Origin of the sequence: Leeuwenhoekiella sp. LLG6367-2.1 (assembly GCF_045055775.1) — a bacterium.
GTDB lineage: Bacteria > Bacteroidota > Bacteroidia > Flavobacteriales > Flavobacteriaceae > Leeuwenhoekiella > Leeuwenhoekiella aequorea.
The window spans coordinates 1,050,698-1,064,737 of record NZ_CP159331.1; the positions used below are offsets into that span (position 1 = coordinate 1,050,698).

At 37.8% G+C, this 14,040-nt stretch carries 12 protein-coding genes and 1 riboswitch; all 12 genes read right to left on the minus strand.

What is annotated here, in order from left to right:
* Positions 1-42 precede the first annotated feature (42 nt).
* The 12 genes from ABVM53_RS04810 to ABVM53_RS04865 all read right to left on the minus strand — a co-directional run bounded on the left by ABVM53_RS04810 (position 43) and on the right by ABVM53_RS04865 (position 13,798).
* Complete coding sequence (locus ABVM53_RS04810; RefSeq protein ID WP_405330070.1) at positions 43-636, minus strand: bifunctional precorrin-2 dehydrogenase/sirohydrochlorin ferrochelatase; 594 nt, start codon at positions 634-636, stop codon at positions 43-45.
* Positions 633-1,391, minus strand: a complete 759-nt coding sequence (gene cobA / locus ABVM53_RS04815; RefSeq protein WP_405330073.1) for a uroporphyrinogen-III C-methyltransferase — start codon at positions 1,389-1,391, stop codon at positions 633-635. The genes ABVM53_RS04810 and cobA overlap by 4 nt, the downstream gene beginning before the upstream one ends.
* Positions 1,381-3,477 carry a nitrite reductase gene (locus tag ABVM53_RS04820; RefSeq protein WP_405330076.1) on the minus strand — a complete coding sequence of 699 codons (2,097 nt, stop codon included), beginning with the start codon at positions 3,475-3,477 and terminating at the stop codon, positions 1,381-1,383. Before ABVM53_RS04820 ends, cobA begins: the two co-directional genes overlap by 11 nt.
* 94 nt (positions 3,478-3,571) lie before the next feature.
* Complete coding sequence (locus ABVM53_RS04825; RefSeq protein ID WP_405330079.1) at positions 3,572-4,816, minus strand: sulfate adenylyltransferase subunit 1; 1,245 nt, start codon at positions 4,814-4,816, stop codon at positions 3,572-3,574.
* A 50-nt stretch (positions 4,817-4,866) separates the two neighbouring features.
* Positions 4,867-5,766 (minus strand): sulfate adenylyltransferase subunit CysD, encoded by a 900-nt coding sequence (cysD, locus tag ABVM53_RS04830; protein ID WP_405330081.1) that lies wholly within the window; start codon positions 5,764-5,766, stop codon positions 4,867-4,869.
* A gap of 12 nt (positions 5,767-5,778) precedes the next feature.
* Complete coding sequence (locus ABVM53_RS04835) at positions 5,779-6,402, minus strand: phosphoadenosine phosphosulfate reductase family protein (protein ID WP_405330083.1); 624 nt, start codon at positions 6,400-6,402, stop codon at positions 5,779-5,781.
* Positions 6,402-6,674 carry a DUF2061 domain-containing protein gene (locus ABVM53_RS04840; RefSeq protein ID WP_371457697.1) on the minus strand — a complete coding sequence of 91 codons (273 nt, stop codon included), beginning with the start codon at positions 6,672-6,674 and terminating at the stop codon, positions 6,402-6,404. The genes ABVM53_RS04835 and ABVM53_RS04840 overlap by 1 nt, the downstream gene beginning before the upstream one ends.
* A 162-nt stretch (positions 6,675-6,836) precedes the next feature.
* Entirely contained in the window at positions 6,837-7,250 is a 414-nt protein-coding gene (locus tag ABVM53_RS04845; protein ID WP_128758161.1) for an Rrf2 family transcriptional regulator, read from the minus strand.
* A gap of 29 nt (positions 7,251-7,279) precedes the next feature.
* On the minus strand, positions 7,280-8,446 hold the full coding sequence (locus tag ABVM53_RS04850) for a PLP-dependent aspartate aminotransferase family protein (RefSeq protein WP_371457698.1): 1,167 nt from the start codon (positions 8,444-8,446) through the stop codon (positions 7,280-7,282).
* A gap of 171 nt (positions 8,447-8,617) precedes the next feature.
* Positions 8,618-9,040 carry an OsmC family protein gene (locus tag ABVM53_RS04855; RefSeq protein WP_128758159.1) on the minus strand — a complete coding sequence of 141 codons (423 nt, stop codon included), beginning with the start codon at positions 9,038-9,040 and terminating at the stop codon, positions 8,618-8,620.
* A gap of 25 nt (positions 9,041-9,065) precedes the next feature.
* Positions 9,066-12,449: a bifunctional aspartate kinase/homoserine dehydrogenase I gene (thrA, locus tag ABVM53_RS04860; protein ID WP_405330089.1), complete on the minus strand. Its 3,384-nt coding sequence runs from the start codon at positions 12,447-12,449 to the stop codon at positions 9,066-9,068.
* 71 nt (positions 12,450-12,520) lie between these two features.
* A complete protein-coding gene (locus tag ABVM53_RS04865) occupies positions 12,521-13,798 on the minus strand; it encodes an O-acetylhomoserine aminocarboxypropyltransferase/cysteine synthase family protein (RefSeq protein WP_405330091.1) in 1,278 nt (425 codons plus the stop codon).
* A 113-nt stretch (positions 13,799-13,911) separates the two neighbouring features.
* Positions 13,912-14,020: riboswitch (SAM riboswitch) on the minus strand.
* Between the last annotated feature and the right edge of the window lie 20 nt (positions 14,021-14,040).

Consider the following 14,040-nt stretch of genomic DNA (forward strand, 5'->3'; position numbering starts at 1 on the left):
TTAATTCTTTGAGCTTAAGCAGCTCATCATTCAACTTTATCTTTAATTTTTGGAAATCAATCCTTTTGTAAACTCATTCAAGGTTTCTACCTTTTCTTCAAAATCTCCTTTAATGGTTTTTCTATATTCATTGAGATTTTGAACCAGATCATCAATGTTTTCTGGTATAACCTCTTCAAAAAACTGTCTCAAACGCTTAGCAGTAGTTGGTGACTTCCCATTTGTAGAAATAGCTATTTTCACATTTCCTTTGGTTACAATACCACCCATATAAAAATCACACAGCTCTGGCACATCTGCAATATTACAAAGTAAAAAGCGCTTTCTGGCCGCTCTGTAAATTCTCTTATTTACTGCCGGGCTATCTGTAGTTGCAATTACTACATGTCGCTTTTTTAGCATCGATCGGGTAAAACGCTTACGAGTAACCTTTACATTATACTTATTTGCTAATTCTAAAGTTTCTGGTCTAAAGAATGGTGCTACCATCTCCACAACCGCATCGGGGCTTGATTTTGTAAGAAATGTAAGCTTCTCTAAAGCCACATTACCACCACCTACTATAAGAATCTGTAAATTTCTAACTTTAAGAAAAACCGGATATAACGTGTTATTTTCCTGGGAATCAATTATCATACTGCATTATATTCTAACTGCAAATTTAGCAATTGTGCACGATGTCTCACCACCTCTCCTATCACAATAATTGATGGATTTGTAAGTTTTAACGCTTCTACAACAGATTGTATTGTTTTAATCGTTCCTATTCCTATGCGCTCCTCTGCGGTAGTTCCATTTTGAATTATCGCCACAGGAACCTCCTTTTTACCACTAGCGGTAAAAAGATTTACGATTTCACCTAGTTTACTCATTCCCATCAAAATTACCACGGTGGCCGAAGATTGAGAAGCAAGAGCTACATCATTAGATAGTTTATGATCTTTTGTGGTCCCGGTAATTACCCAAAAACTTTCAGCACTCCCCCTTTTTGTAAGTGGTATATTTTGATACGCAGGAACAGCTAATGACGATGAAATTCCCGGTACCATGGCAACTTCTAATCCGGCGGCGGCAGCGATTTCCATTTCTTCTGCTCCACGCCCAAAAATAAACGGGTCTCCACCTTTTAATCGTACTACGTGACCGTGGCTATTCGCCCGAGAAATAATTAAATCATTTATTTGCTCCTGTTGATAAGCGTAACATCCTTTACGCTTCCCTACAAAGATAAGTTCTGCATTTTGGGCATAATCGAGAAGCTCTGGATTTACTAAAGCGTCGTACAAAACTACATTTGCACTTTGTAAGGCTTTTACACCCTTTAAAGTAAATAGCTCAATATCCCCGGGTCCTGCTCCTACAACTGTTAATTTTGGATTATTAGTTAGCATGTGCAAGTTGATTTTTTCTAAAAAGATCTGCTCTTTCAAAAAAGGCATTTGCATCAGAAAGGTAAGATTCTGCAAACTCTTTAGAAGGTTCGTTATTTTGAATTTGATAAACCAAATCGGCAAAAGATCCAGCTACGGAAAGTGTCGAATTATCTTTAAAAGTTTCGTCAAATTCAGCGATAATATTTGCTTGTGTATTTGTTTTTACGTTTTCAGAAAGTAAAATTGCTTTTGCGCCATTTACTAAGCTCGCATAGGTATGGTAAATACTATCTGCCCATCTCATTTCTTCAAAAGACTCTATAGCGCTTCCTAATTTATCTTTTGCCTCGAGTAATAAAGTTTGAACTAGATCGATTACTACACCCGCGCACTCACCTACACCTACTTCCTGAATATACTTTTCATCATTTCCCCAGTCTATAAAATCTGAGGGTACAAGGTTATCTGTATCTGAAAATGATTTTAGAAAATCATAAAAATAGCGCTGCCCTTTCTCGTCATAATAGCTCAAAAAGTCTAAGTTTCCAGCGTTTTCTTTATAATCATCTAGTATAGCGCGTAATGCCTGCGGACCTCTTTTGCTGGGTATCTTGATAACTTTATCTGCAAAGCGCCCTTGACCATTACCTAAAACTCCTCCTCCTAATAAAACCTGAAGAGCCGGTGCCACAAGCTTGTCTGGCGTACGTACAGACATCCCCTGAAAACCTATATGTGCCATATTGTGCTGCCCACACGCATTCATACAACCACTTATTTTTATGGTAATTTCTTTGTTGTTTAAATATTCGGGATATTCTGCTACTAAAACGTCTTCCAGTTTATCTGCAATACCGGTACTACTTGCAATCCCTAAATTACACGTGTCTGTACCGGGACATGCAGTAATATCTGTGGTGGTCTCGTATCCCGGGCGAGCAAAACCAAGCTTATCTAATTCGGTATAGAAAAAAGATAGGGCTGCTTCAGGAATATGTCTTAATAAAATATTTTGACGCAAGGTAAATCGCAGTTCATCACCTGCATATTTGTTAATTAAACTTCCTAGAGCACGCGCTTTTTCAGTAGAGAAATCTCCTAATCTAACTTTAATACCTATAGCTACTAAGCCGTTTTGTTTTTGCTTAAATACATTTGTTGCTTTCCAGGCTTCAAAGGCTTTAGTGTCTTCAACAACTATCTGTGGAGCCTCGGCTAAAGGTGCTGCAATTGCGTGTTCAAATTCGGCAGTGTCAATCTCAAATGTTTTGTATGAAAGTGCCTTTTGCTCTTCTGCTACAAGATTCATAAACCCTTCAACACCAAGATCTTTTATTAGAAATTTCATCCTAGCTTTAAGACGTCTTGCACGTTCACCGTGACGATCAAATACACGTAACACACCTTCGATAAGCGGTATCAACTCATTTACAGGTAAAAATTCGTGTAGCGTATCTGCGTGTCGCGGCTGCGATCCCAAGCCACCACCAAGCATTACCTTAAAGCCACGTGCGCCGTCTTTGATTTTAGGTATAAAACCCAGATCGTGTATAAATGCTAAAGCGGAGTCATCATCTGTTGATGAAAAAGACATTTTAAATTTTCTACCCATTTCTTGAGAAATAGGATTTCTAAGAAAAAACTGAAAGGTAGCGTGTGCATAAGGCGAGACATCAAAAGCCTCGTTAGGATTAATCCCCGCATCTGGACTTGCCGTCACGTTACGCACGGTGTTTCCGCAAGCCTCACGCAATGTAACATCACTTTTTTCAAGTTCTGCCCAAAGTTCTGGAGTGCGGTCTAGACTCACATAATGAATTTGTATATCCTGGCGTGTAGTGATATGCAATTTCCCTCTTGAATATTCATCAGAAACATCAGAAATTCTGAAAAGCTGTTCACTTGTAACTTTACCATACGGTAGTTTTATACGTATCATTTGAACACCTTCCTGACGTTGACCATAAACGCCACGAGCAAGACGAAGACTTCTAAAACGCTCTTCATCAATTTTACCATCTTTAAAAAGCCTTATTTTTCTCTCTAGCTCTATAATGTCTTTCTCGACAACTGGATTTTCAATTTCTGTTCTGAAGCTTTGCATAGCACAATTTTTATATTCATTTAAATCCTATGGGTTTTATAGGATTTTAGTAAAAAAGAAAGCGAAAAGTCGCCTTCAATTATAGTATTGTAAATTAACCGATAAAACCTACTCCGGCTGTAGTATTGCTTTGTGTATCAATTAATATAAAAGAACCGCCGGCTTTATTATCTGCATAATTGTCGTAGAATAAATTTTTACTCAATTTAAAATTAACCTTACCAATCTCATTTAATGAAAGTTGGTTTTTACTGGTATCCTCACCAGAATAATCGGTTGCAATAATACCTTCGATACTATCTATTTTAGCTAAGATTCTATTTGAATTATGTTGAATTTCATATTTCGCTCCTGGCACCAGCGCTTTTCCATCCATCCAGCACACTGCAGCTTTTAAGGTTTTAGATGATTGAGGAACCTCGTCAGATTTTACTAATACGTCTCCCCGGGTAACATTAATATCATCTTCTAGCGTGATAGATACTGAACTTCCTGCAACTGCCTCTTCATAGTGTTTATCAAAAAACTCTATGGTTTTAATTTTTGATGAAGTTAACGAAGGTAAAACCGTTACCGCATCTCCAACTTTGAGGCTACTTCCATAAATTTTACCAGCATAACCCCGGTAATCATGAAATTCATCTTTTTTGGGACGTATTACCGTTTGTACGGGAAAACGAGCTGCTGTTAATTCATCATATTCCGGTTTAAGATCCTCTAAATAATCCAGAACGCTTACTCCTTCATACCAAGACATTGTATTTGTCTTTTTAGCAACATTATCCCCTTTTAATGCGCTAATGGGAATAAATGTAATTTGCTGTTCATCATAGCTACTTTGAGCATTAAGCTTTTCAAAATCTGCTTTGATGTTTTCAAAAACCTGTTGATCATAATCAACGAGATCCATTTTATTTACAGCCACAATTACGTGTTTTACACGCAACAAATTATTTATAAAAAAATGGCGGTAGGTCTGTTCAATAACACCTTTACGCGCATCTATTAATATAATCGATGCTTGAGCCTGTGACGCTCCCGTTACCATGTTACGCGTATATTCTACGTGACCAGGTGTATCTGCTATAATGTAACTTTTCTTCTTTGTAGAAAAATAAATATGAGCCACATCAATTGTTATTCCCTGCTCGCGTTCTGCAACCAGACCATCTGTCGCAAGAGAAAAATCAAGGTAATCGTATCCTTTCTTTTTGCTATTACGCTCAATGGCTTCTAATTTATCATCTGTTAATGACTTAGAATCGTAAAGCAAGCGCCCTATCAAGGTACTTTTACCGTCATCTACACTTCCTGCTGTTGCTATTTTTAGAACTTCCACTTTGTAATTGTATTGCTATTAATATTGTTGTTTAGACTGCCTTCTAAGGTCTAAAAATATCCTTGTTGTTTACGTTTTTCCATTGCAGCTTCAGAGCGCTTATCGTCTATACGCGCCCCACGTTCTGATATTGTAGAAACTTTAATCTCATTTACTATTCGTTCTATAGTATCTGCTTCAGACTCCACTGCCGCAGTACAAGTCATATCTCCTACAGTTCTAAAACGTACGATACGTTCTAATACTTCTTCATCTTCTTCTCGATATACATACTTAGACGCACTCCAGATCAAGCCGTCACGCACAAAAGTTTTACGCTTATGCGAAAAGTATATAGATGGAATTTCAATTTGCTCCTGCTCAATATAGCTCCACACATCAAGTTCGGTCCAGTTTGATATAGGAAAAACACGTACATTTTGCCCTATTTCAATCTTTCCATTTAAAAGATCAAAAAGCTCGGGACGCTGGTTTTTCTCATCCCATTGTCCAAAATCATCACGTACTGAAAATATGCGTTCTTTAGCCCGGGCTTTTTCTTCATCCCGACGTGCCCCACCTATACATGCATCAAATTTAAATTCTTCTATTGCATCGAGAAGTGTTGTAGTCTGAAGCATATTTCGGCTTGAGTATTTACCGGTCTCTTCTGTCACTTTACCAGAATCTATAGCATCCTGTACATTACGCACAATTAGATTTAAACCCAACTCTTCTACAAGACGATCTCTAAATTCTATTGTTTCGGGAAAATTGTGTCCGGTGTCAACGTGTAGTAATGGAAAAGGAATTTTTCCGGGATAAAATGCTTTTTGCGCTAAACGCACTAATGTGATACTGTCTTTTCCCCCTGAAAATAACAATACCGGATTTTCAAACTGAGCTACAACTTCTCTAAAGATGTAAATAGCTTCGCTTTCTAGTGCATTTGTTTTTAAAATCTTACTCATTATATACTTGTTTTAGGCGTGTAAGCCACACTCCCGATTCTCCAAAACTTTTGTTGGATCAAAATATTTATGTTCGTTAGGCAAATTATTCTCCTCCAAAAAGATGTCTAACTCATCATCGCTGTAATAATAAAACGGACTCACTTTTAAAATACCGTCTGCTCCCTGACTTAATATGTCAAGATTATCACGATGGGCCGTTTGACCTTTTCTTAGATTAGTAAACCAGACGTCTGGTTTGTGATTTGCCATTGCTCGTTTAAAAGGTTCCAGTTTCACTTGCTCTGTAAACACTTTATGTAACGGATCGTCAATTTGCGGAATACCCATAACAATATCACGATGCGATGTGGTTTGCTTAGGCACGTATAAGTCAATATTTAATTTAAGTAGCTCAATGACTTCTTCAGCGTGTCTATATGTATTAGGTGTGTTGTAACCCGTATCACACCACACCACAGGAATATCTTTTTTAGCCTCGCTTGCTGCATATAAAATCGCAGCTTCATAGGGTCTAAAATTTGTTGTAACAACAGCATTTTGAGCATTTTCTACTGCCCATTTTGCAATCTCTACAGGAGATTTATCTCTTAATTCTAAATTAAGCTGCTGTAATTTTTCAGTTGAATAACTCATTATTTCCCCCAGTTTATAGTGTTCCAAATACGTTCATGAAAGAAATATAATACCATTTTTGTCACAAGCTCTACAGCTCCTATCGAAAATGCCAGAGCTAACGTACCGGTTATTACCCAAGATATTAGAACAGTATCTATTGTACCCACAATTCTCCAACTAATAGATTTTACAATGCTGCGAGCCGGTTTCTCTGAAGAAACGTCTTTATTAAAAGAAGCCTTTTTTGGTTTTTCTTTCTTAGTCTCGCTATATACCTGATCTAAAATCATATCTCAATTTCTAAAATCATCTTTTTATTTAAATCCTATCGGAATAGTAGGATTATAAAGCAAAAGTAGACCCCGCATTTATTATGACCAAATCTTTTAGGTAGTTTTTTGAAACTTTTAAGTGATTTTCAGCTTTTAAGGAATAAAAAGAGAATTCTGCAACTATTCCTTGATGAGATCTGCTAAAGTGTTTTTATTTAAAACGGAAAGATTACTGTCGCGTAGCTGTACCATAAGGCTATGCACAGAACATGTAGTCTCATCTGGGCAATCATCGCAACGTTCATAAAAATTTAAACTCACGCAGGGAACTAAAGAAACCGGACCTTCCAGGATACGCATAACTTCAACCATCTTAATATCTTCTGGTTGTCGTCTCAGGTAATATCCGCCACCTTTACCTTTTTTACTGCCAAGAAAACCGGCTTTACGTAGCGTAAGCATAATACTCTCCAGAAATTTTTGAGAGATATTTTCACTTTTTGCGATTGCTCCTATTTGCACAGGATCCTCTCCCTTATGCTTTGCAACATAGGCTAACGCCTTTAAACCGTACTTCGTCTTTTTTGATAACACAGCCTAAAAGTAGATAAAAAGTTAGAATTCTATGCCCTTAAGGCTTGATCTAAATCGGCAATTATGTCTTCTACATGCTCAAGACCTACCGAGCAGCGTACTAAACCATCTGTAATACCTACTTCAAGACGGTCTTCTTCTGCAAGTTTGCTATGCGTAGTAGATGCAGGATGCGTCACAATTGTACGTGTATCTCCTAAATTTGCTGAAAGCGAACACATTTTAATCGCATTTAAAAAGTTACGACCGGCATCTATTCCTCCTTTTACTTCAAAAGCCACAATATTGCCTCCTAAACGCATTTGTTTTTTGGCGATTTCATATTGTGGGTGCGACTTTAAAAAGGGGTATTTTACCATATTGATATGCTCATGACCTTCTAAAAATTCAGCTACCTTCAAGGCATTTTCACAATGCCGATCTGCACGTACGTGTAACGTTTCTAAACTTTTTGAAAGAACCCAGGCATTAAACGGAGACAATGCAGGTCCTGTATTACGCGCAAATAAATAGATCTCACGAATTAAATCTGAGCGTCCTACGGTAACTCCGCCTAGAACCCGACCTTGACCATCAATCATTTTGGTTGCCGAATGAATCACCAAATCTGCACCGAATTTTATAGGTTGTTGTAAATAGGGTGTCGCAAAACAGTTATCGACAACAAAAATTAAATTGTGTTTTTTAGCTAAATCTCCCAGAAACTGAAGATCCAGCACATCGCACCCAGGATTTGTAGGTGATTCTACATAAAGGATTTTAGTTTCAGGCTTTATGAGGCTTTCTGCCTTATCAACTTCACTAACATTAAAATAGGAAGTTTCAATATTCCATTTTGGGAGGTACTTGGTAAATAGCGAATGTGTAGACCCAAAAACCGATCTAGCAGATACGATATGATCTCCGCTATCTAAAAGAGCTGCAAAAGTTGAAAAAACAGCAGCCATTCCCGTAGCAAATGCATAACCCGATTCGGCTCCCTCCAGCTTACAAATCTTATCTACAAATTCGCTGGTATTAGGATTTGTAAACCTACTGTAAATATTGCGCTCCTTTTCTTCGGTAAATGATGCCCGCATATCTTCTGCATCTTCAAATACAAAACTCGAGGTTAAATATAACGGCACAGAATGCTCTAAATATTCACTTCGGTTTAATTGGGTACGTATTGCTTCGGTTTCAAAATGCTTGCTCATTGTTCTATTAGATATTAGACTATAACTGTGAGATTTATAATCCTCAAAATGCTGATCAAATTCCATTTCTATAATCTGGTTGTCGTAGGATACTAACTCGTTGTCTCTGAAATATTAATCACTTTCACTACATCTTGCTTCTCCCTCTTTATACTCTTGGCTGTTTAAAGTCTACGCAACTTCTTCACCATTCAGAAAAACTTTATAAGTGATATCAACACCCGCTTGTAAGGTTATTGAAACCGAACAGTATTTTTCAAAACTTAGCTTTGCTGCTCGCAATGCCTTTTCTGCCGGGATATCTCCTTCTAGATAAACTAAAACGCGCATAGCTTCAAAAGGTTTTGCGCCTCCTACTTCTTTACGATCACCCTCTACCTCAACACGGTAGGAATCAATCTCTAGTTTTTGTTTTTTTAATATTGAAATAATATCAATAGCGCTGCATCCGCCTACTCCCATTAGGAGTAATTCCATTGGGCTACTACCATGTACTTCATCAACAGTTTTATTATCTATCATTACTGTATTTCCCGAAGCACCTTTGGCTTCAAACAGGTAATCGCTATTTTTTCTTTCAAGAATAACTTTCATACTAGATGTTTTATCTTTTAAACTTTTAATTGTTGCGCTCTGCAAGTTTCAATATATCACCAAAAACTCCTCTGGCAGTAACAGCAGCCCCAGCGCCTGCTCCCTGAATCACTAACGGATTTTCGCCATACGACTCTGTATAAATTTCAAAAATACTATCGCTGCCTTTTACCTGGCCTAAAGCAGAATTTTTTGAAACAGTCACTAGCTTCACTTCAAGTGTACCGCCATCTTCTTTTGATAAATCTCCGTAAAGGTCGCCAACATACCGCAGAACCTCATCCTCTTTTAAAGCTTTTTTGCGCGATTCAAAAACAGCATCTAATTCTTTTAAACTGCCTAAGAAATCTGAAGCCGACCCATCCCGCAAATGATCTGGAATTAAATTCTCGATATTTACATCGCTGAGTTCTTTGTGTAAGTCGAGTTCTCTAGCTAAAATTAACAGTTTACGTCCTACATCATTGCCTCCCAAATCTTCTCGCGGATCAGGCTCTGTAAAACCTTTATCTATTGCTTCCTGGAGTACATTTGAAAAACTTCGATCTTCTATAGAAAACGTATTGAATAAGTAACTTAACGATCCACTAAACACTCCCTTTATACGTGTAATATTATCTCCGGAGAGATGCAATAAGCGTATCGTATCGATTAGTGGTAGCCCTGCACCTACATTAGTCTCGTACAAGTAGCGTTTTTGATTTTCATCTAAAACCCTGCGTAACTTTTGATAAAAATCAAAACCTACCGTATTGGCAATTTTATTTGAGGAAACCAGATCAAAACCATTTTTAGCAAGATCAATATAATTTGTAATAAACTCAGCACTCGCTGTATTGTCTATTGCGATCAAATTAGCAAGGTGATTTGCCTTAGCAAAAGCGATAACTTCCTCGACTCCGCCCTCTACTGCATGTGTATCAAAGTGTGATTTCCAATCTTCTGTAACCCCATTTTTATCCAGCCCTATTTTTTTAGAATTCGCTATAGCAAAAATATTTAATGAAATCCCTTTGCGCTCTTGGATTGTCGCTGCAGAAGCAAGAATCTGATTAATTAGAGTACCACCTACTAATCCCTGTCCAAAAATGGCCACATTTATTTTCTTTGCAATGCCAAAAATTTCCCCGTGAACAACATTAATAGCTTTATTTAATTGGGGCTTACGCACAACAACACTCACATTTCTTCCGGTTACTGTATTATTAAAAAGTAACGGCACAATACCATTTTTTATCAGTTCGCTATACGGTTTGTGAAAGGTGCTTAAGTCTTGCCCAATAATAGATATCACGGCAACCTCGTCTATAATTTCAATACGGTTTACATCTTGATTTTGAAAATCTGCTTCAAATTCAAAACGCAATGCTGCGATAGCTTGCTGTGCTTGTTTAGATTCTACGACTAAGCCTATACCACGTTCTGAAGAGCCCTGCGCAATAATACTCACACTCACGCCACTGTTTCCCAAAGCTCTAAATATACGAGCATCAACGCCTACTTTACCTAACAGTCCGCGGCCTTCCAGATTAATTAACGCCATCTCACTCAATACAGAAAGTGATTTAATACCTTCCTGCTCAGTTTGTGCAGTGATTAATGTTCCGGTATCATCTGCATTAAAGGTGTTTAAAATACGTAAGGGAATATTCTTCTCGATTAAGGGGATTATGGTTTTTGCATGCAATACCGAAGTCCCAAAATTTGCTAGTTCGTTTGCTTCGCTATACGTCAAACGCTCAATTTTCTGAGCATCAGGTACCATATCAGGATTGGCGGTAAAAATACCATCAACGTGGGTATAATTTTGCAATTCGCCTGCGTCGAGATAATTTGCTAGCAGCGAAGCCGTATAATTACTCCCGTTTCTCCCTAAAGTGGTCGTTTGATTATCTTCATTACTTGCGATAAAACCGGTAACAACATGCACCGTATTCCCGTTGTACTTAGCAAAATGCTTTACTACTTGTTCTTTTGAGCGCGTATCGTTAGGTTGTGCATTCCCAAAAGTACCATTGGTTGTTATAAGTTTTCTGGTGTCTGCAAAATGAGCATTAACACCTTGCTTTTGCAAAAGATGGGTAACCGTTTTTACTGAAATTAATTCTCCAAAAGACAACACCTCATCTTTTACCCTTCGGCTGTAATCGCCTAGTAATGCTACACCTTCAAAAAGACGCTTTAATTCGGAAAATTCTGAAGATAAATCAACATCAAAGTCATGCTGTTGGTAGGTTTTAAATGCCTCAAATCTATGCTCAATAGCTAAACCTGAAGCAGCAGCTTCTAAGATAGCTTCAAGCTCATCTGTTGCACCACCGCGTGCAGAAAGCACCACAGCAATACGCTCGTTATTAGCCACTTTTGATTGAATAATCTCAAGAACAGTAGTTAAACCGTTACCATTTGCTAACGACTTTCCGCCAAATTTTAAAATTTTCAGTTTTGCTGAATCTTCTTTAAAAACAGGATACAATAATTGCTCGAGCTGCTCAAATTCTATCAAAAAAGCATCGTGCCCGTGTACCGAATTTATTTCTCCGTACGTTACATTGTTTTTATGCTGGGCAAGTTGCTTGTAGGTTTCTCTGTTTTCGGCAGGTGTAAAAAATAGATCTGAGTCCACCCCGATGATATGAATATTTGCTTCAACCTTGCTTAAAATCTCATTAAACTCTTCGCGACCTCGTGTCACGTCTATAGTTTTTAAAAGCTGATTCATTAAGCGGTAGGCTGCAACCTGAAAGCGATCTTTCAATTTATGACCGTGATGGTCTAACCAACTTTCGACATTAAAAATTTTCAAGTCTTCATTTGTGCTGCGCTGAAATTTGTTTTTAAAAGACTCAGGCGTTCGGTAGCACAACATTGCATGCATACGCGCATCGTGAACCGGCTGCGATGAGTTTTTTAATATTTGTTCCTGAATCTGGCAATTGGCAATAAGCCAGTCTGTAGATTTCCAGTCTGATGCAACCGGGATTAAATGTTTTGTAATATCGGGTTGAAGCGCAATCATTTCCCACGCAATACCACCTCCCAGTGATCCTCCTATAATTGCAAAAAGCTCATTAATGTTAAGTAATTTGAGTCCTTCTAGAAAAGAACGCGCCACATCTTGTGCAACAAAATCTTTATAATTTTCTATTAAGAATCCGTCGTAACCATTCCCCGGAATATTAAAAGAAAGAATACTGTACGTATTTGTATCTATACATTTATTCTCACCTATAATTTCATTCCACCAGCCCTCATCACCGCTTACATGCGAATTTCCGGTTAGAGCGTGGTTCACTAAAATCACCGGTGCTGTCCCCAGTTCTTGACCAAACGTCTCATAACTCAATGGCAAGTTTAATTGATAACCTGATTGTGTTGTGAAATTGAGTACTTCAAGTTTGTGTAGCATTTTAGGGTATATTGTAGTATTAAAATCGCCTATCTATAAGACAGGCGATCTATAAATTAAAGCGGTGATCCTTATTTAATTTGATCAAATGCTGCCTTTAAATCGGCTTTTAAATCTTCTACATCCTCAAGACCCACAGAAAGACGAATCAAATCTTTAGTAACACCGGTTGCTTCCTGTGCTTCATCAGGTAATTGCTGATGGGTAGTACTCGCCGGATGAATAATTAATGATTTTGTATCTCCAATATTTGCAAGAAGCGAAAAAATTTCTGTTTTATCTGCAACTGTCTTTGCACCTTCAAATCCACTGTTGAGACCAAAAGTTACAATTCCGCTTTGCCCGTGTGGAAGGTATTTTTTTGCTAAGTCATTGTATTTGCTACTTGCTAATCCTGGATAATTAACCCAAGTAACTTCGGGTTGTGCCTCTAACCAAGTTGCTAGTTCCAGTGCATTTTCACTGTGCTGCTTTATACGGACTTTTAAAGTTTCTAATCCCTGAATTATTTGAAAGGCATTAAACGGACTCAAAGCTGCACCGTGATCTCGTAATCCTTCAATACGTGTTTTTGCAATGAAAGCCGCTGGTCCTAAAACATCATGATATACTAATCCATGATAGCCGGCAGAAGGTTCTGTAAACTCTGGAAATTTTCCGCTAGACCAGTCAAATGTTCCTGCATCAATAATAACCCCGCCCAATGAGGTTCCATTTCCATTGATGTATTTTGTAAGGGAATGAATTACAATATTTGCCCCGTGCGCAATAGGATTTAAAAGTGCAGGTGAAGCAACCGTATTATCTACGATTAAAGGAATTTTATGTTCTTTAGCTGTAGCAGAAATTCCTTCTAGATCTAAAACATCAAGCTTAGGGTTTCCTAAAGATTCTACAAAAATAGCACGTGTGTTATCTTGTATAGCAGCATCAAAGTTTGAAACCTCATCAGGATTAACAAACGTGGTTGTTATACCAAATCTGGGAAGCGTAACACTCAATAAATTATAAGTTCCTCCATAGAGACTGTTCGAGGCTACAATATGATCTCCTTGCTTTAAAAGTGTAAGCAATGCTGTGTTAATTGCAGCAGTTCCAGAGGCTGTCACGACAGCTGCAATACCACCTTCTAAAGCAGCAAGACGTTGCTCTAAAACATCATTTGTAGGATTATTTAAACGTGTATAAATAAAACCGGGTTGCGATAGATTAAATAATCCTGCAGCATGATCAGAATCATTAAAAACATAACTACTGGTCTGGTAAATAGGCACAGCTCGTGTACCTCCATTTGTAGTAGTGTCGTGACCGGCGTGTAAAGCTTGTGTTGAAAATTTTTGAGTACTCATCTTTCTTTTTTGAATTAAATAAATTAAACCAAAGTCAAATAATGCCGCTCTGGCACTAATTACAAGAAAAATGTTATTAAGAAAAATAAGCTATTCAGAAAAAATAGCTTGTTAGGTTATCTATCATCAGCACATTGCTGTTGTAGAATTTAGCACCTTCATCCCGTAGGAAGGGTTGCTAAGGCTTCATTGGGTCTATCCCTCCGCCTTTCTTGATAACATTTCAATACGTGTTTGAACTT